This is a genomic window from Pseudomonas sp. (assembly GCF_036387035.1).
In the GTDB taxonomy this organism is placed as follows: Bacteria; Pseudomonadota; Gammaproteobacteria; order Pseudomonadales; family Pseudomonadaceae; genus Aquipseudomonas.
Genome location: NZ_DASVUM010000096.1, coordinates 1 through 16923, shown reverse-complemented (window position 1 = coordinate 16923; position 16923 = coordinate 1). Strand labels below are relative to the sequence as shown.

14 protein-coding genes are annotated in these 16923 nt (G+C 61.0%); 8 read left to right on the top strand and 6 right to left on the bottom strand.

Annotated elements, in window-relative coordinates; translation table 11 throughout:
• The first annotated feature begins 34 nt into the window (after nucleotides 1–34).
• Nucleotides 35–325 (top strand): type II toxin-antitoxin system ParD family antitoxin, encoded by a 291-nt coding sequence (locus VF672_RS09290; protein WP_331103911.1) that lies wholly within the window; start codon nucleotides 35–37, stop codon nucleotides 323–325.
• A gap of 2 nt (nucleotides 326–327) precedes the next feature.
• Nucleotides 328–684: a type II toxin-antitoxin system RelE/ParE family toxin gene (locus VF672_RS09285; RefSeq protein WP_331103906.1), complete on the top strand. Its 357-nt coding sequence runs from the start codon at nucleotides 328–330 to the stop codon at nucleotides 682–684.
• Between the two features lie 227 nt (nucleotides 685–911).
• On the opposite strand, the gene VF672_RS09280 is transcribed toward VF672_RS09285, so the two are convergent.
• The 4 genes from VF672_RS09280 to VF672_RS09265 form a co-directional block, all read right to left on the bottom strand.
• Nucleotides 912–1805 (bottom strand): LysR family transcriptional regulator, encoded by an 894-nt coding sequence (locus tag VF672_RS09280; protein WP_331103904.1) that lies wholly within the window; start codon nucleotides 1803–1805, stop codon nucleotides 912–914.
• A gap of 181 nt (nucleotides 1806–1986) precedes the next feature.
• Nucleotides 1987–3027, bottom strand: coding sequence for an alpha/beta hydrolase (locus VF672_RS09275; protein WP_331103902.1), 1041 nt, complete (start codon nucleotides 3025–3027; stop codon nucleotides 1987–1989).
• 271 nt (nucleotides 3028–3298) lie between these two features.
• Nucleotides 3299–4558 (bottom strand): type II toxin-antitoxin system HipA family toxin, encoded by a 1260-nt coding sequence (locus tag VF672_RS09270; RefSeq protein ID WP_331103901.1) that lies wholly within the window; start codon nucleotides 4556–4558, stop codon nucleotides 3299–3301.
• Nucleotides 4551–4868, bottom strand: a complete 318-nt coding sequence (locus tag VF672_RS09265; RefSeq protein WP_331103899.1) for a helix-turn-helix transcriptional regulator — start codon at nucleotides 4866–4868, stop codon at nucleotides 4551–4553. Before VF672_RS09265 ends, VF672_RS09270 begins: the two co-directional genes overlap by 8 nt.
• 361 nt (nucleotides 4869–5229) lie before the next feature.
• Here VF672_RS09265 and mexE point away from each other — a divergent pair, with 361 nt between their 5' ends.
• From mexE to VF672_RS09240, 5 genes are all read left to right on the top strand, one after another.
• Nucleotides 5230–6471 (top strand): multidrug efflux RND transporter periplasmic adaptor subunit MexE, encoded by a 1242-nt coding sequence (gene mexE / locus VF672_RS09260; RefSeq protein ID WP_331103897.1) that lies wholly within the window; start codon nucleotides 5230–5232, stop codon nucleotides 6469–6471.
• A 12-nt stretch (nucleotides 6472–6483) separates the two neighbouring features.
• Nucleotides 6484–9675 carry an efflux RND transporter permease subunit gene (locus tag VF672_RS09255; RefSeq protein ID WP_331103895.1) on the top strand — a complete coding sequence of 1064 codons (3192 nt, stop codon included), beginning with the start codon at nucleotides 6484–6486 and terminating at the stop codon, nucleotides 9673–9675.
• The gene (locus tag VF672_RS09250) at nucleotides 9675–11072 is read left to right on the top strand and encodes a TolC family protein (protein WP_331103893.1); all 1398 of its coding nucleotides are present in this window, start codon (nucleotides 9675–9677) and stop codon (nucleotides 11070–11072) included. Before VF672_RS09255 ends, VF672_RS09250 begins: the two co-directional genes overlap by 1 nt.
• Nucleotides 11073–11273: 201 nt before the next feature.
• Nucleotides 11274–12371: a tetratricopeptide repeat protein gene (locus VF672_RS09245; protein ID WP_331103891.1), complete on the top strand. Its 1098-nt coding sequence runs from the start codon at nucleotides 11274–11276 to the stop codon at nucleotides 12369–12371.
• A 344-nt stretch (nucleotides 12372–12715) separates the two neighbouring features.
• Nucleotides 12716–13081: a histone-like nucleoid-structuring protein, MvaT/MvaU family gene (locus VF672_RS09240; protein ID WP_331103889.1), complete on the top strand. Its 366-nt coding sequence runs from the start codon at nucleotides 12716–12718 to the stop codon at nucleotides 13079–13081.
• 477 nt (nucleotides 13082–13558) lie between these two features.
• On the opposite strand, the gene VF672_RS09235 is transcribed toward VF672_RS09240, so the two are convergent.
• A complete protein-coding gene (locus tag VF672_RS09235; RefSeq protein WP_331103909.1) occupies nucleotides 13559–14062 on the bottom strand; it encodes a DUF4946 domain-containing protein in 504 nt (167 codons plus the stop codon).
• A gap of 198 nt (nucleotides 14063–14260) precedes the next feature.
• On the opposite strand from VF672_RS09235, the gene gloA reads away from it, so the two are divergent.
• Nucleotides 14261–14791: a lactoylglutathione lyase gene (gloA, locus tag VF672_RS09230; RefSeq protein WP_331103887.1), complete on the top strand. Its 531-nt coding sequence runs from the start codon at nucleotides 14261–14263 to the stop codon at nucleotides 14789–14791.
• A 229-nt stretch (nucleotides 14792–15020) separates the two neighbouring features.
• On the opposite strand, the gene VF672_RS09225 is transcribed toward gloA, so the two are convergent.
• Nucleotides 15021–16826 carry a sensor domain-containing diguanylate cyclase gene (locus VF672_RS09225; RefSeq protein WP_331103885.1) on the bottom strand — a complete coding sequence of 602 codons (1806 nt, stop codon included), beginning with the start codon at nucleotides 16824–16826 and terminating at the stop codon, nucleotides 15021–15023.
• Nucleotides 16827–16923 lie beyond the last annotated feature (97 nt).

The following is a 16923-nucleotide window of genomic DNA, read 5'->3' as shown; positions in this document are numbered from 1 at the left end:
AAAAGTACCTGTTTGCATAGAGCTGGAGCTAGTTATGGCGACGCGAAACGTTGTGCTCACCCCTCACCAGGATCAGGTTATTCATGACCTGGTGCAGTCCGGCCGTTATCAGAATGCCAGCGAAGTGATGCGGGAAGGTTTGCGTTTATTGGAGCAGCGCGTCGCCGAAGACACCGCCAAAATCGAGGCACTGCGTCAGGCGACCTCGATCGGTATCATGGATCTTGAGCATGGGCGCTTTACTCAGGTGAACGAAGGAGATCTAGAGCAGTACCTCGAGGGCTTGAGCCTGGAGGCCACCCTCCCCGCGAGAGAGAAACACTGAGCATGCCGCAGTATCGGATTTCCAGCGCGGCGCGCGCCGACATTGTCGACATCCTCAGGCTCTCCCAGACGCAGTTCGGCGATCAAGCACGCCAGCGCTACCAGACGCTGATCCTCGCGGCGCTGAAAGTGCTTGCCGACACGCCTTTTCGCATTGGCAGCCACGACCGCGATGAGCTTGCACCGGGCCTTCGCAGCTATCACCTCATCTACTCACGCCAGCAGGCCAAACACACCCATGGAACGGTCAAAAGCCCACGCCATATCGTGTTCTATCGTGTGGCAAACGACGACGTGATTGAGGTCGTCAGACTCCTCCATGACGCCATGGAAGTGCAGTTGCACTTGCCTAACGACTGATCAGCGACCTGGCCCAACAGCTGAACCGGCCAGGAATAGCCAAGTCCGTCGAAGATCGCCATTCGCGATCACTCGCACACTCGGTACGAATGGGGGCAAAAGTGGGGGCAAACAAAAGCTTAATCGACCTGGAAAGACAGCCCTAGAGCCCAGTCAAAAAGTTTTTCGGCGATCCCGACAGTCTCTGACACGGCGACATACTGGCAAGGACAGAACCGTCTTTTCTGTCAGCCCACAATACCAACCCCGCTGCCCGCCTCGGCCCAGAACGCTTCGGCGGACGGGCCAAGTTGTGCTTTGGGCCGCGTCAAATGAATGTCCAGCGGTATGTCCCAGCTGTCGTCGAGCGCCCTCACCAGCCGGCCTTCAAGCACTTCCTGCTCGGTGAGGCTTTTCGGCAGCCACGCCACGCCTTTGCTTTCCAGGGCCATGGACATCAGCACCGCGGCAAGGTGGCTGCTGAACAGCGGCTTGAGGTGAAGGTAATCTTCCTTGCCCCGCAGTCTGTGCGCGACGATGCGACCCAATCCTGATTCGTGGGTATACGCCAGGTACGGCAATGCCGCTGGCGAGGTGCCGAAGTGGGTCGAGCTGCTTGCCAGGGGCACGAGCACATCTTCACCGACCTTCTTGCTGATGAACTGGTCGGGGGCCAGCAGCGGCGGCACGTCGGGATGACGGTGGCAGAGCAGAAACTGCACTTGACCATGGATCAGCATCTGCTCGCAGACGGCCATGCTGTCGGAATGCAGCTGCACGGCTTCGATGAGCGCGCCGTTTTCCGAGCTTCGCAGCCATTTGGGGAAGAAGGTGAACGACAGGGAGTGGGTGGCCGCGAACTTGAGTGACCGGGCTGCCATGCCGGCCACTTCTTGCGCCTCGTTGCGCATCCGGTACAAATGCCGCGCCGCTGCCTGGGCGCTGGGCAAAATTTGCCTGCCCGCCTGGGTCAGCGTCGCGCCCTGGGGCGTGCGCACGAACAACTCCACGCCCATCCAGTTCTCCAGCGACCGAACTCTGCGACTAAACGCCGGTTGCGTGACGTGCCGTGCTTCAGCGGCGCGGACAAAACTGCCGTACTCCGCAAGCGCTGAGAGATCTTCGAGCCAGACAAGTTCCAAGGGGCCATGCCTCCTGTGCATAGGATGCGGCATTAATAGCATCTGGCTGGTAGCATCGCAAAGGCGCTCAGGACAGACTCCCTGAGAGAAACCCCGTATCGGCATGTCGACACTCGTTACGACGACGAACGGCGCACGCCGGTGGCCACACCGACGCGTCAGGCCGGCCTGGAGGGGCGTTTCACGCCCGCAGCTTTCGCGACAGGAAGTCACGAATGCAGTGGGCGATCTCAGGCGCATGGGTTTCCAGGGCGAAGTGGCCGGCGTCCAGCAGATGGATCTCGGCGTCCGGAATATCCTTGCCAAACGCCAGCGCCCCAGGCGGTATGAAGGCCGGGTCGTGCTTGCCCCAGACAGCGAGCAAGGGCGGCTGCTGCTTGCGTAAATACGCCTGAAACGCGGGATAGCTGGCGACATTGGTGCGGTAGTCGAGAATCAGGTCCAGCTGTATGTCATCAGCGCCGGGCCGTGCCATGTACAGGATGTCGAGGTTGTAGCCGTCGGGTGAGAGCTTCTCGGGATCAGCACCGGTGCCGTATTGCCAGTCGCGGATAGTCTTGGGCGACAACGACGGGCGACAGGCTTCGCGGTTGGCCGGCGAAGGATCACGCCAATAGGCTTGCCACGGATCCCACTGATCACTGAAGCCTTCAAGATAAGCGTTGCCGTTCTGGCTGATGATCGCCGTCACCTTTTCCGGGTTCGCGGCGGCGAGGCGCAGCCCGATTGGCGCACCGTAGTCGAAGATATACAGCGCGTATCGACTCAGCCCCAACGCCTCGGTGAAACCTTCAACCACCTTGTACAGGTTGTTGAAGGTGTAGTCGAACTGACCCCGCGGCGGTGCGTTGGTGTTACCGAAACCGGGCAAATCCGGCGCGATCAGGCGGTACTGGCTTGCCAGCAGTGGCATCAGGTTGCGGAACATATGGCTGGCGGTCGGGAAGCCGTGGAGCAGCAGCAACACCGGGGCATCCCTGGCACCCACTTCGCGATAGAACACCTCGACATCGCCGACCTTTTGCGTGTGGAACGTGAGTCGGAATGCGTCATCGAACTCGACGCCACTGTGCCGCGCAGACGAATGTGAGCTGGCCGATGCAGCGGCCACAAATGGCGCGCCCACTGCGGCTACGGCTCCCACCACGGAGGCTTGTAACATACCGCGTCGACTGACGCCGCTGTTACCAAGGGGAGTGCTGGCTGGATCGAAGGTGTTCATATAAAGGCCCGCATGGATGAATTCATGCCAAAGCCTGTTGGGCACGGCGCCTGGCGGGAATCACCAGAAAACTCAACTCACCATTGCGGTTTTTGCAACGCGCGTTAATGCTGGCCGCATTAAGTCAGATCGGATTTGATAGGACCAGCTTCAGCCGGAAGGCTTGCCACACCGCAGAGCTTGTGGCGTTCAGACCGGCCTCTTCCCGGCTGAAGCCGGTCCCACTAAAGCACCGCGTATCCCCTATAGACCGGTTTTAGCCGGGAAGGCATCAGCGCAGCAGCACGACGTTCTCGTTGATTCGCGCCTGAAGCATTTCAAGGGTTGCCGGGGTAATCAGGCCAGAGCGGGTCTGCTCGGCGATCACTCTGAACCGGCTCGCCACATCACATACCCCGTCAATGATCCCTGCGGCCTTCCCCGCTGCCACTTCGGCCTCGTCGGCAAGCCGCAGCAGCGCCTTGCGGTCAATCGCCAGCGCCTCACCCATCACGTCCATCTGGTGATAACCGCCCGGCCCCTCGCAGAAAGTCACGTCGTAGGCCGGCGCCAGCGTCCAGGTGCCGAACGCCGACATGATGTACGCGAAATTCTTCGGATGATCGTCGCGGTTGTTGAACGCAACGTTGAACACGGCACGCTCGAACGCGATGGCTTTTTCGCGGACATCGTTGGTGCAGAGTTGCGTCGCGCGCAGAAAGTTGACGTAGTCCAGCGCTCCGGGCGAGGTGTAGTCCGCACCGGTGAACGCGGCAAGGCTCTGCATCGGCACTCGCCTGCCCTGATCCCGGTCAAAGCGGCGACTGGCAAAGGCCGCCAGGCCGTTGGGCAATACGAAGTGCTGAGTGTCGGGGGTCTTGATGCCACACAACCGCAGGCACTGGGCGTAGACCATTTCGATGGCGCAGACCTCGGCGTGTTCGCCCTTGGCCGGAAACTTGATGAGCCAGGCCTCGAAACCCGGCGTCGGGGCCGTGGTGAAAGCGCCCGTTTCAGGGTCGCGGTAGACCAACGCCTTTGGCCGCGCGCCCTGGGGCGAACCGCCGACCAGCATCAGTGTGTGCAGGAATTCCCCGCCGTCACCCTGGACGACCGCCTGAATCTCGGCGGCCAGCAGCTCGATCGGCACGTGGGCTTGCGGCTCCAGCCCCTCGGGCGCGACAGGCTCGAATGACATCGCGCCCATCGCCGTGTTGCCGATGTACGCCAGCCGTTCAAGCGGCCCGATGCGCGCCGCATTGAGCTGGCGGCGCCTGAACAACCGGTCCATCAGCAACATGCCCCAGCCATCCGGCAATGCGTCATAGACCGGACCCGGCAGATTCAACTGGTGGGCGGCGAAGCCTCGCCGCAGACGCGGGCCGGCGAGCGGCAGCGTGTACGCCGACAGCTCCAGGCCTCTGGACAACGCATCGTCGCTGTACTGGAAGACAATCTGTGGCCGACCGGTGATAGCCGTGGTCGACACTAACGTGCCCCACAGCCAGCGCTCGTCCCAGCCGTTGTAATACACCTGGACCTGCTCAAGCATCGCCCGACTTCCTCTTTATCCGCTGACGCGTGGCAGCGTCTTCGTAACGGCGGATGTCATCGAGGCTGTCGAGCCTGGGCAGGAACAGCCCTTCAAGCTCCTTGGTCCGGCCCAGCACCATCGCCACTCGCACCAGGTTCTCGAACCCGACGTTGCGCCCGGCTTCCAGATTGGAGACTGTGTTGGCGCCCACCCCCGCACGACGGGCCACGTCGGCTTGGGTCATCTGCAAGGCCAACCGCTCCGCACGCAGACGCGCGCACAGACGGCGGACGATTTCATCGGGTTTGGTGAAGCTTAAATCGAGCATGACTTCGAGACCTGCCTGCGCTTGAAGGCCTGAGTGTAGGGCTAACCCGAGGGACGCTCAAGGCCGATAATTCCCTATATTGGTGGCTTATATTCCTAATAAAGGCTTAAGCCACAATATATTGGATTTAATAAGCAGCATTCCGTTGGGCTGGAGGATGACGGCCCTGTCGCGCTGCGAGCCGAAAGGTGTATGACCGTGCAAGTCGGAACTTGCAAGGACGCAACTGAGTCTCAAGGTCACAGATATGCGTGCGGCGAACATCATTAAGACTGATAGTTACCTTCGCGCCATTCGATTCGTGCAATAACACCCCCGAGAACATTATCCGCCCATCTCAATAACATCGGCGGATTCTCCCATGCTTCAGTCTTTAACTCCTTTGCGCTATCCCCTCGCCGCGTTGACCCTGGTGGTCATCAGCGCGTGCGGCCGGACGCCTGAAGCGACGGTTGCGCCGGCGGCGGCGAAAGTCAACGTGGCCAAGGTGATCGAGCAACCGATCAACGAGTGGGACGAAGTCACCGCGCGCCTTGAAGCGCCGGAAACCGTTCAGGTTCGTCCGCGTGTTTCAGGCCAGATCGATTCGGTCGCCTTCACTGACGGCGAGTTGGTGAAAAAAGGCGACCTGCTGTTCCAGATCGATCCGCGCCCGTTCGAAGCGGAAGTGCATCGCCTGGAAGCTCAACTGCAGCAATCGAAGGCCGCGGCACTGCGCAGCACCAATGAAGCCCAGCGCGGCGAACGTCTTCGCACCAACAATGCGATCTCCGCCGAACTCGCCGATTCGCGTACCACCACCGCACAGGAATCCAAAGCGGCTGTCGCCGGCATTCAGGCACAGCTTGACCTGGCGCGCCTGAACCTGAGCTTTACCCGCGTCACGGCGCCAATCACCGGCCGCGTCAGCCGTGCGGAAATCACCACAGGCAACATCGTCACCGCCGACCAGACGATCCTCACCAGCCTGGTCTCGACCGATAAGGTCTACGCCTATTTCGACGCCGACGAGCGCGTGTTCCTCAAGTACAACCAGTTGGCGCGCGACGGCAAACGCGGCGCAACCACCCCGGTGTACATGGGCCTGTCCAACGAAGCGGAGAACCCGCACCTGGGTCAGATGAACTTTGTCGACAACCAGGTCAATCCGCGCACCGGCACCATCCGTGGCCGCGCCGTGTTCGACAACAGCAAGGGCGAATACACGCCGGGCCTGTACGCACGCCTGAAGCTGGTCGGCAGCGCCTCCTATTCGGCCATGTTGATCAAGGACGAAGCCGTGGGCACCGACCTGGGCAAGAAATTCGTGCTGGTGGTGGACAAGGACAACAAGGCGATCTATCGCAGCGTAGATCTGGGACCGAAGCTTGAAGGCCTGCGCATCGTGCGCAGCGGCCTGGGCAAAGACGACCGCATCGTCGTCGCCGGTCTGCAGCGCGTGCGTCCGGGTTCACCGGTTGACCCGCAAGACACGCCGATGGCCAGCGCCGAAACCATCACCGCGCTGCAACAACAACGCCAGGCGCTCGAAGCCAGCAATCAACCCAAGGCACAGCCCAAGCTGGACGCCAAGGTAGCTGCTTCCGCCACGCCACGCGGTTAAGGGACACACTCGATGAATTTCTCCAAATTTTTTATTACGCGACCGATCTTCGCGGCAGTGCTCTCGCTGCTGATCCTGATCGCCGGCGCGATCTCGCTGTTCCAGTTGCCAATCAGTGAATACCCCGAAGTGGTGCCGCCGACCGTGGTCGTGCGCGCCAACTTCCCCGGCGCCAACCCGAAAGTGATCGGCGAAACCGTGGCCGCGCCACTGGAACAGGCGATCACCGGTGTCGAGGGCATGCTTTACATGTCCTCTCAGGCCACTGCCGACGGCAAGCTGACCCTGACCATCACCTTCGCGCTGGGCACCAACCTCGACACCGCGCAGGTGCAGGTGCAGAACCGGGTCACCCGGACCGAGCCCAAGCTGCCCGAAGAAGTGACGCGCATCGGTATCACCGTGGACAAGGCCTCGCCTGACCTGACGATGGTGGTCCACCTGACCTCCCCTGATCAGCGCTACGACATGCTGTACCTGTCCAACTACGCGGTCCTGAACATCAAGGATGAGCTGGCGCGTCTGGGCGGTGTCGGCGACGTGCAGCTGTTCGGCATGGGTGACTACTCGTTGCGCGTCTGGCTGGACCCGAACAAAACCGCTTCGCGCAACATCACTGCGACCGACGTGGTCAACGCCATCCGCGAGCAGAACCGTCAGGTCGCCGCCGGTCAACTGGGCGCACCGCCCTCCCCGAGCGCCACCAGCTTCCAGATGTCGATCAACACCCAGGGCCGTCTGATTTCCGAGGAAGAGTTCGAAAACATCATCGTTCGTGCTGGCGACAACGGCGAAATCACCCGGGTCAAAGACATCGCTCGCGTCGAGCTGGGGTCCAGCCAGTACGCCCTGCGTTCATTGCTGAACAACCAGCCGGCAGTGGCTATCCCGATCTTCCAGCGCCCGGGCTCCAACGCCATCGACATTTCCAACGAAGTGCGCGGCGAAATGGAACTGCTGAAAAAGAGCTTCCCGGAAGGCATGGACTACAGCATCGTCTATGACCCGACCATCTTCGTGCGCGGCTCCATCGAGGCAGTGGTTCATACGCTGTTCGAAGCACTGATCCTGGTCGTACTGGTGGTGATCCTGTTCCTGCAGACCTGGCGCGCCTCGATCATCCCGCTGGCCGCCGTGCCGGTGTCGCTGATCGGTACGTTCGCCGTCATGCACCTGTTCGGCTTCTCCCTCAACGCGCTGTCGCTGTTCGGACTGGTGTTGGCCATCGGTATTGTCGTCGACGATGCCATCGTGGTGGTGGAGAACGTCGAGCGGAACATCGAACTCGGCCATCCGCCCATGGAAGCCACACAGATCGCCATGCGTGAAGTGACCGGCCCGATCATCGCAACGGCACTGGTGCTGTGTGCGGTGTTCATCCCGGCGGCATTCATCTCCGGGTTGACCGGGCAATTCTATAAACAGTTTGCGTTGACCATCGCCATTTCCACGGTGATCTCGGCCATCAATTCCCTGACCCTGTCGCCTGCGCTGGCCGCTGTATTGCTGCGCGCTCACGATGCACCGAAGGACGGTTTCTCCCGCTTCCTCGACAAGCTGCTGGGCGGCTGGCTGTTCCGTCCGTTCAACCGCTTCTTCGTTAAAGCCAGTAACGGCTACGTCGGCACGGTTGGGCGGGTGATCCGTATCAGCGGTGTCGCACTGGTGGTGTACGCAGGCCTGATCGTCCTGACCTGGCTGGGGTTCTCCACCACGCCGACCGGTTTCGTGCCGGCCCAGGACAAGCAGTACCTCGTGGCCTTCGCGCAATTGCCGGACGCCGCGAGCCTGGACCGTACAGAAGATGTGATCAAAAAGATGTCCGCTCTCGCCCTGGAACAGCCAGGCGTTGAGAATGCCATTGCTTTTCCCGGGCTGTCGATCAACGGCTTCACCAACAGCCCCAACTCCGGCATCGTCTTCGTAGCCCTGAAATCCTTCGATGAGCGCAAGCTTGCCAGCGAGTCCGCCGGTGCGATCGCCGGTGCCCTCAATGCCAAGTATGCGGGGATCCAGGAAGCCTACATGGCGATCTTCCCGCCGCCGCCGGTACAGGGCCTGGGCACGATCGGCGGCTTCCGTCTGCAGATTGAGGACCGTGGCAACCTGGGTTACGACGATCTGTACAAAGAGACGATGAACATCATTGGCAAGAGCCGCAGCGTGCCGGAACTGGCCGCGCTGTTCACCAGCTACACGGTGAACGTGCCGCAGGTCGATGCCGCCATTGACCGCGAAAAAGCCAAGACACTGGGCGTGCCGATCAGCGACATCTTCGACACCCTTCAGGTTTACCTGGGCTCGCTGTACGCCAACGACTTCAACCGCTTCGGGCGGACCTATCAGGTCAATGTGCAGGCTGAGCAGCAGTTCCGTCAGGACGCTGAACAGATCGGCCAATTGAAGGTGCGCAACAACCGCGGCGAAATGATCCCGCTGGCGACGCTGTTGAACGTCACCAACACCTCGGGCCCCGACCGCGTCATGCACTACAACGGCTTCATCACCGCCGAGATCAACGGCGCCGCGGGCCCCGGTTTCAGCTCGGGTCAGGCGCAGGTGGCGATGGAAAAACTGCTCAAGGAAGAACTGCCCAACGGCATGACCTACGAGTGGACCGACCTGACCTACCAGCAAATCCTGTCAGGCAACACGGCCCTGCTGGTCTTCCCGCTCTGCGTACTGCTGGCGTTCCTGGTACTGGCCGCACTGTATGAAAGCTGGAGCCTGCCGCTGGCGGTGATCCTGATTGTTCCGATGACGCTGCTGTCGGCCATTGCCGGTGTGATCATCGCCGGGAGCGACAACAACATCTTCACCCAGATCGGCCTGATCGTACTGGTGGGCCTGGCGTGCAAGAACGCGATTCTGATCGTCGAGTTCGCCAAGGATGAGCAAGACAAGGGCAAGACCCCGCTGGAAGCTGTTCTCGAGGCGTGCCGTCTGCGTCTGCGTCCGATCCTGATGACGTCCTTCGCCTTCATCATGGGCGTGGTCCCGCTGGTGCTGTCCAGCGGCGCGGGTGCCGAAATGCGTCATGCCATGGGCGTGGCGGTGTTCTCCGGAATGCTCGGCGTGACCTTCTTCGGTCTGCTGTTGACGCCGGTCTTCTATGTACTGATTCGAAACTACGTTGGACGCAAAGAGGCACGCAAGGCGGCCAAGGCTCAACGCATTCAGACCAACGCTTCGGAGGCTCATTGATGAAGGCTGCAAAACTCTTCCTGCCGAGCCTGTTGGTCCTGGCACTGGCGGCCTGCGCCGTCGGCCCGGACTATAAAAAGCCGGAGACCGCGGCGGCCAACATTCAGGCCGCCACGCAGCAGACCTACGACCGCAGCCACATCGAGACCATCTGGTGGCAGCAGTTCGACGACCCGACGCTGAACAAGCTGGTCGCCGAATCGCTGCAAGGCAACCGCGAACTGCGCGTCGCTTTCGCCCGCCTGAAAGCGTCCCGTGCGATTCGTGACGACATCAGCAACGATGCCATGCCCGTGGTCACCAGCCGCGCGAGCAGCCAGCTCGGCCGCGCTCAGGTGCCGGGTGAAACCGAGCACCGGGTCAATCAGGAACGCTACGACCTGGGCCTGGACATGGCCTGGGAAGTCGATTTGTTCGGCCGCATCCAGCGCGAGCTGGAAGCCAGCGATGCCGACCAGCAGGCCGCCGAGGCGAACCTCTATCAACTGCAGGTGACCATGATCGCCGAGCTGGTCGACGCCTACGGCCAGTTGCGCGGCGCTCAACTGCGCGAGCACATCGCCCGGGATAACCTGAAGAACCAGCAGAACTCCCGCAGCGTGACCGCTCAGCTGCGTGACGAAGGCGTGGGCAACGAACTTGACGTGGTGCGTGCCGACGCACGTCTGGCGGCGGTGGAAGCGACCATTCCGCAGCTTCAGGCTGAACAAGTGCGCGAACGCAACCGCATCGCCACCCTGCTCGGCGAACGTCCGGATGCCATGACCGCCACCCTCGCCCCGGCCCAGCTACCGGCGATCTCCAAGGCCTTGCCCATCGGCGATCCGACCAAGCTGCTGGAAAACCGTCCGGACGTGCGCAGTGCCGAACGGCAACTGGCGGCGCAGACCGCGAGGATCGGCGTGCAGACCGCTGACCTGTTCCCTCGGGTCAGCTTGAGCGGTTTCCTGGGCTTTACCGCCAGCCGCGGTTCGCAGATCGGTTCTGGCGCCGCCCAGGCGTGGGGCCTCGGTCCCAGCATCACGTGGGCAGCGTTCGACCTGGGAAGCGTGAGGGCGCGGATTCGCGGCGCCAACGCCGATGCCGAAGGCGCACTGGCCAACTACGAACAGCAAGTGCTGCTGGCCCTGGAAGAAACCGAAAACGCCTTCAGCGACTACGACAAACGCCAGCAGCGTCTGGTGTCGTTGGTGCGACAGAGCGAAGCCAGCCGGTCGGCGGCCAATCTGGCAAACATCCAGTACCGTGAAGGCACGGCTGACTTCCTCGTGCTGCTGGACGCCGAACGTGAGCGTTTGGCGGCCGAGGACAGTCAGGCCCTGGCCGAGATCGACGTGTACCGCGGCATTGTGGCCATCTACAAAGCCCTTGGCGGTGGCTGGCAGCCGAACGCCTGACGCCCCGGGTTGAGCGGCGCGACCGCTCAACCCACGTCAGCTCCGCAGCCATGAAACGGCCCCGAATCCGCAAGGTTCGGGGCTTTTTTTCTGATCTGGAAAACACCCTGTGAGCGCTGGGAGGGCGAATCAAATCCCAGAGCGTTTGACACCCGGCGGTCTCTCCCCGAAGCTGCTGCACACGCACAAACGGAAACCGATATGTCTGAATCGTCTTCCCGGCGCACACCCGCTCAGCTCAAGGCGCGACGTCGCTGGCAGGTGGCAATTGCGCTGGCGCTGTTGCTGCTGATCATCGCCATCGCATTGCTGGTGCGTAACTGGCACGCGCCGCCCGCGGCACCGCAAGTCAATCACAGCTACGCTGAAGCGATGGAGCAGGCCCACGGCGGCAAGCCTGGCGCCGCGCGGGTGCTGTATCAGCAATTCAGCCGCACCGACCTCTCCGACATCCGCCGCGCCGGCCTTCTTGCCGAGCTGGCCAACTACCCGGGGGCGCAGGCGCTGAAGATACTGCGCGGCGATCTCAAACGCCCTGCTCCTCTGGTTCAACAGGCCGCCATCCAGACCGTCACCGCCATGTTGCCGCAAGCCCAACGCAGCACCCTGCTCGGCCCGCTGCTCGAGGATACCAATGACGAGGTGCGCTTCAGCGCCGTGCGGGCGTTGCTGCCGTTGACCCCGGATGAACTGGGCCTCTATTACGGCCCGTTGCAGGAAGCCGCTCAGCAGTACGAACACGCATTGATCGCCCAGCCCCCAAGCGGCCAACGTCAACTCGCGCTCGCCCAGCTCTACCTCAACAACGGCACGCCGCAACAGGCAGTCGAAGCGCTGGAACTGGCCAACAGACTGGAACCGGACAACCTGGAGACCGGCCTGGCACTGGTGGACATGCTCGACCGGCAGGGCCAGACCGACCGTTCCCGTCAATTGCTCGCTCAATGGCTGCAAAAACACCCGCAGTCGTCTCTCGCGCAACACGCGCTCGGCCAGTGGCTGCTGCGTCATAAACAAACCGAATACGCCCTGCTTGCGCTGACCCGGGCCATCGAGCTGGAGCCGGACAACACCGGTTACCGTTATGACCTGGCGGTTGCCCTCCACGATCTGGACCAGCTTGAGGCCGCGCAGCGTCAGCTGGAAGACATTCTCCAGCGCGAACCCGCTGACCGCCGCGCCAGGATCCTGCTCATTCGCTACTGGACAGAGGCCGGCCAGTTGCAAAAAGTGCAAGTCTTGCTGGCCGAACTGGAGCAGCTAAACGCAGATGATCCTGCCCTCCAGCAAGGCCTTTAGAACGTGACTGTTTCCAATAGCGGCAAAATATAAGAAATTACTTACAACGGTTTGCGCCTATTATTGTTTTTTTGTCAGACCTGCTTACTGCCTCCCGGATGTTTCATTTAACAATGCGCCCTGCGCTATTTTACAACGCGAAAAAAAGTGCATTATTTACTCGCGCCACAACTGAACTACCCCGCCTTGATACCTCTGTTCATCTTCATGAAGTAAGTATCGGCGGTTGATCCTGATCTCAAGGACAAGGTAGACAGTGGTAAAACGCCAAGCAGCGGACCCGGACGTGCGTTCTGCCTGCTTGCATTGAGCTGACAACAGCCCTTCATTGCCGGAGTATTATTGTGTCCAGACTTGCCGAATTTCGCGCCGCAGAAAAAGCCCTTCAGGAGCAGCTGGCCCAGCTGGAGCATCTGAAAAACGACGCCGGATTGAAAAAGGAAATCGAGTTCGAGCAGCAACTGCAGGCCCTGATGACCACGTACGACAAGACCTTGCGAGACATCATCGCCATCCTCGACCCTCACACGGGCGCCTCCAATGCCGCCCCATCGGCCCCTAAGCGCCGCCGTCCGCGCGTCGTCAAGGTTTACCAGAATCCCCACACCGGCGAAGTGATCGAGACCAAAGGCGGCAACCATCGCGGTTTGAAAAACTGGAAATTACAATACGGCGCCGAATCCGTAGATGCCTGGTTGCGTGGTCGCTAGTCTGCTATTGCCAGCAATGCCGAGAAGGAGCTCTGTTTGCGGGGCTTCTCTGTCATTCGATGCCACCGCCAACAAACAACCGATGTAATCGCGGGTGACGCAAAGCGAAGTCTTACACGCTTTAATAAAGCCCTGCTTGCTTGAGCCCGGTGTCGACTAATAAACCTGACAATTAGCTGAACAGATTCGAAAGAGCGTGATATATCGCTGTCATTGAACGTTCGGTTTATAGCAAGCTTAACCGCTGAGTTTCTTTTGTTTGATGCAGCTCTATAGGCAAGCCAGGGGTCGCATGAAGGCTGGCTAATAGCCTTCATCCTGAGACCGGTGATTTTCACACCAAGGCCGAACAGTGCGTGACTTCACATTTTTTTCACAACGACTTGTAGAGGATGAAGGCTGCTAAAGGATTAGCGCCCCAATGCCCGCTTCGGCGGGCTTCTTTATGCCCGCGATTTGTATGAACCCTGCCTTGGCCTACGGCATCGTACCCAGCCTCAGGCCGTCTCTGATTCGCAGCACTTCATCTTTATGGGCCGCATAGCCCTGCGCCGAACCGGCATACGACAACGACCACGCCCTTTCGGGACTCGCCGCGGCCACCAGTGTCTGGGTCATGACGTGGTTGCCGTTCTGGGTGATGGTGCAGGTGGTCTCCATTGCCGGGACATCGCTCAGCGTGCTGTCTTTCATGCGCGTGCAGACGCTCTGAAAGCCTCCTCGCGCGAAGTTCACCTGCACCGCCTTGCGCATTTCCAGCAGCACGCTCTGCACGTTTACCGAGTGGCCGGGTTGCAGCCTGGTCTGGGTCAGCTCGACCACCATGGCCGGATCACCGTTCTGATCGTTTTTAACCGCACGTTGTCGTATCAGCACGGCGGGCTCACCCTCGCCCGCTGGCGGAGTGGGCAGGTCCTCAACCTCCCAGCCTTCGGGCCAGATGATCATGGCGTCAGCCGAAGACGCAACGACCGGCATCATCAGCACGAGACAGAAAGCAACGCGGGCGCATGAGCGCAATGAGAGATGCATGGGCGATACCTGAATGTCGAGCCGCGAAGTGTGAGCGGGTCATTCACCGCCCACAAGCCGAAAGCCGCGTTATCTGCGCCTTCGGTTTGGCGCGTCGGCCATGAGCCCGTATCATTACGCAACATTTTAGCGTTAACGGAGACAACCATGAGTCTGAACGACCTCAACACCTTCCCCGGCGTCACGGCCACCCCGGACGCCTCGACCGCCCAGTTTGTGTTCAACCACACCATGTTGCGCGTCAGGGACATCACGGCGTCCCTGGACTTTTACACTCGCGTGCTGGGCTTCAGCCTGGTGGAAAAACGCGACTTCCCGGAAGCGGAATTCAGCCTGTACTTCCTGGCGCTGGTGGACAAGGCGCAGATTCCGCAAGACGACGCCGCCCGCAACGTCTGGATGAAAGGCATCCCCGGCGTTCTCGAGCTGACCCACAACCACGGTACCGAAAAAGATCCGGCATTTTCTTACCATAACGGCAACACCGACCCGCGTGGCTTCGGTCACATCTGCATTTCGGTGCCGGACGTGCGCGCTGCCTGTGCGCGCTTTGAAGAACTGGGTGTGGACTTCCAGAAGCGCCTGACCGACGGCCGCATGAAAAGCCTCGCCTTCGTCAAAGACCCGGATGGCTACTGGGTTGAAATCATTCAGCCAACGCCGGTGTCGGGCGAGTAACAGCGCGCCATGATTCACCGCGGCGTGAGCGGCAGCGCTGCGGTGAATGGCAATCGATCATGGATGATGCCGAGATGCGGACCGGCTTTGACCGGACACGGTTCAGGCGTGACGCCCCCGGTGTGATGACAGGCGAAAACCCGTAGGAGCCGGCTTGCTGGCGAACGCGGCGGTTCAGCGGACACCGATTTCGATGTCGATGTCGATGCCCGGAGCACCCACGCTCAGGTCACGCCGCTTGTATCTCGCGTTGCGCCGCCAAGTCCTCATTCACCGTCGCGCCCACAGGCTCGGCGATAAACGTCAGGGCGATGTTCTGGCACTGCTGCCTGAGCTGTTGCAGTTTCAGCGGCCGACTCAGGAAGTAACCCTGCGCTTCCTCGCAGCCAAACTCACGGACCAGGCTCATGCAGCGAAAGGTTTCGACGCCTTCCGCCACCGTCCGATAACCCAGTTCACTGGCCAACCGCAGCACTGACCGGGCAATGATGCGGTTGCGCGGGTTGCTCTCCAGGTCCGTGACCAGGGATTTATCCAGTTTGAGGATGTTGGCCGGGATCTCGTGCAGGTAGGCAAAATTGCTATAGCCCGCGCCGAAGTCGTCGATGGCCACGTCCACGCCCAGCTCACGGATTCGGGTGAGCTGAGCAGTGACGCGTTTGTCAGCGCGTATCCATTCGCCTTCGGTGATTTCAACCTCCAGCCGTGCGGGCTGGACGCCGTGTTTCCGGCAGGCGTTCTGCAGGGTCAGCGCGATGTCCAGTTCGGCGAAGTCCAGCGGCGACAGGTTAAGCGACAGGCGCACCTCTTCGTCGATCCAGCCGCTGAGGTCGGTCAACGCGCGGTCGATCACCCAGCGTGTCACTGTGCTGATCTTGCCGGCGCTCTCGACCAACGGAATGAATTCTGCCGGCCCGATCTTGCCCAGCACGGGATGGGTCCAGCGAATCAACGCTTCCACACTCAGCAAGCGGCCATCGTGCAGGCTGAAGCGCGGCTGGTATTCCAGATAAATGTCGCCACTGACCAGTGCGCCAGCGAGTTCATTAAGCAGCGTCAAGGCGCGCCGCTGGGCGCAATCTTCAGCTTCGTCATAGGCGGCCCATGGCAGCTGTCGATACACGGCCATGCCCGCCGCGTGGGTCGCCTTGCCCATCAATGCCGCGACGGAATTCACACCGTCGTCGCAGCAGGCCAGCCCCACCGCGATTTGTTGTTGGGTGAAGGGCTCGGTAATCAGCGCCAGCAGCATGCGCACCAGCTCGTCCCGTCGAGACCGGTCGCAGCTCATCTGCAGGCAGAAGTCGAGATCGTTGACGTGATACAGCTCGGCGATGCCATCCAGACGGCGACGCAGGCAATTGGCAATGTCGCGGTGGGTTTGCTGGGCGTCCAGGTTGGTGCTGACGCTGACATTCGCCACTCTCGCGATCGGCTGGGCGCGCATCACCACCATCACCCGCACCTGGCTATCGGTCAAGGTAACGTCTTGGGTGTCCAGCAAGAACTGCTGCAAATTGGGCAGAAGGCTGACCGGGTGGCGATAGCGCATCACCTGGCACTGCTCGATCTGCCCCATGACCAGTTGCGCAAAATCTTCGAGGACCGCCTGTTCGGCAGGTTGCAGCTCACGAGGCACCTGGTCGATCAGGCAGAAACTGCCGAGCACATCGCCGTGCTGGTTGCACAGCGGCGCACCGGCGTAAAAACGAATGCCGCCGGGCGACGTCACCAGCACGTTGTCGGCAAAGCGCGGATCCTGGCGGGCATCGTTGACCACCATCACGCCAGCGTTCTGGATGGTGTGACGACAGAACGACTGTTCGATGGGGGTCTGGCTCGCGTCGAAACCCACACGTCCGGGAAACCACTGGCGGTCTTTCTCCACCAGCGACACCAGCACGGTCGGCACGCGAAAGTGAGCCGCGGCCAGACGACACAGGCGGTCGAAGTTCTCGTTGTGCGCGGTTTCCAGCCATTGCAATGCATGCACGGCCGACAGGCGCTTCTGCTCAATTTGCAGCGAACAGGTCATGACGTGCGCCCCTCGACTCTTAGAAAATACAGAATAAATGATATCTCATGGCCATCATAGAAGACACGCGATAAAGACAGATGGTCAATCGCAGCGA